The sequence below is a fragment of the Streptomyces sp. SID486 genome, from assembly GCF_009865385.1.
Lineage (GTDB): Bacteria > Actinomycetota > Actinomycetes > Streptomycetales > Streptomycetaceae > Streptomyces.
Genome location: NZ_WWJT01000469.1, coordinates 1 through 477, shown reverse-complemented (window position 1 = coordinate 477; position 477 = coordinate 1). Strand labels below are relative to the sequence as shown.

The following is a 477-nucleotide window of genomic DNA, read 5'->3' as shown; positions in this document are numbered from 1 at the left end:
GAGGGCGGCTACCAGGTGGGCAACTTCCCGCCGCTGTGGTCGGAGTGGAACGGCAAGTACCGGGACGCCGTGCGGGACTTCTGGCGGACCGAGCCCGGCTCGCTCGGCGAGTTCGCCTCCCGGCTGACCGGCTCCTCCGACATCTACCAGCACAGCAGGCGCCGGCCGCGCGCGAGCGTCAACTTCGTGACCGCGCACGACGGCTTCACGCTGCGGGACCTCGTGTCGTACAACGACAAGCACAACGAGGCCAACGGCGAGGACAACCGGGACGGCGAGAGCCACAACCGGTCCTGGAACTGCGGGGAGGAGGGCGAGACCGACGACCCGGCCGTCCTCGAACTGCGCGCCCGCCAGCAGCGCAACCTGCTCGCCACACTGCTGCTCTCGCAGGGCATCCCGATGCTCTGCCACGGCGACGAACTCGGCCGCACCCAGCGCGGCAACAACAACGCCTACTGCCAGGACAACGAGATC

At 69.4% G+C, this 477-nt stretch carries 1 pseudogene; it reads left to right on the top strand.

The annotated features are described in order from the left end of the window. Nucleotides 1–477 (top strand): annotated as a pseudogene (locus GT045_RS21965) (glycogen debranching enzyme); the annotation flags it as partial.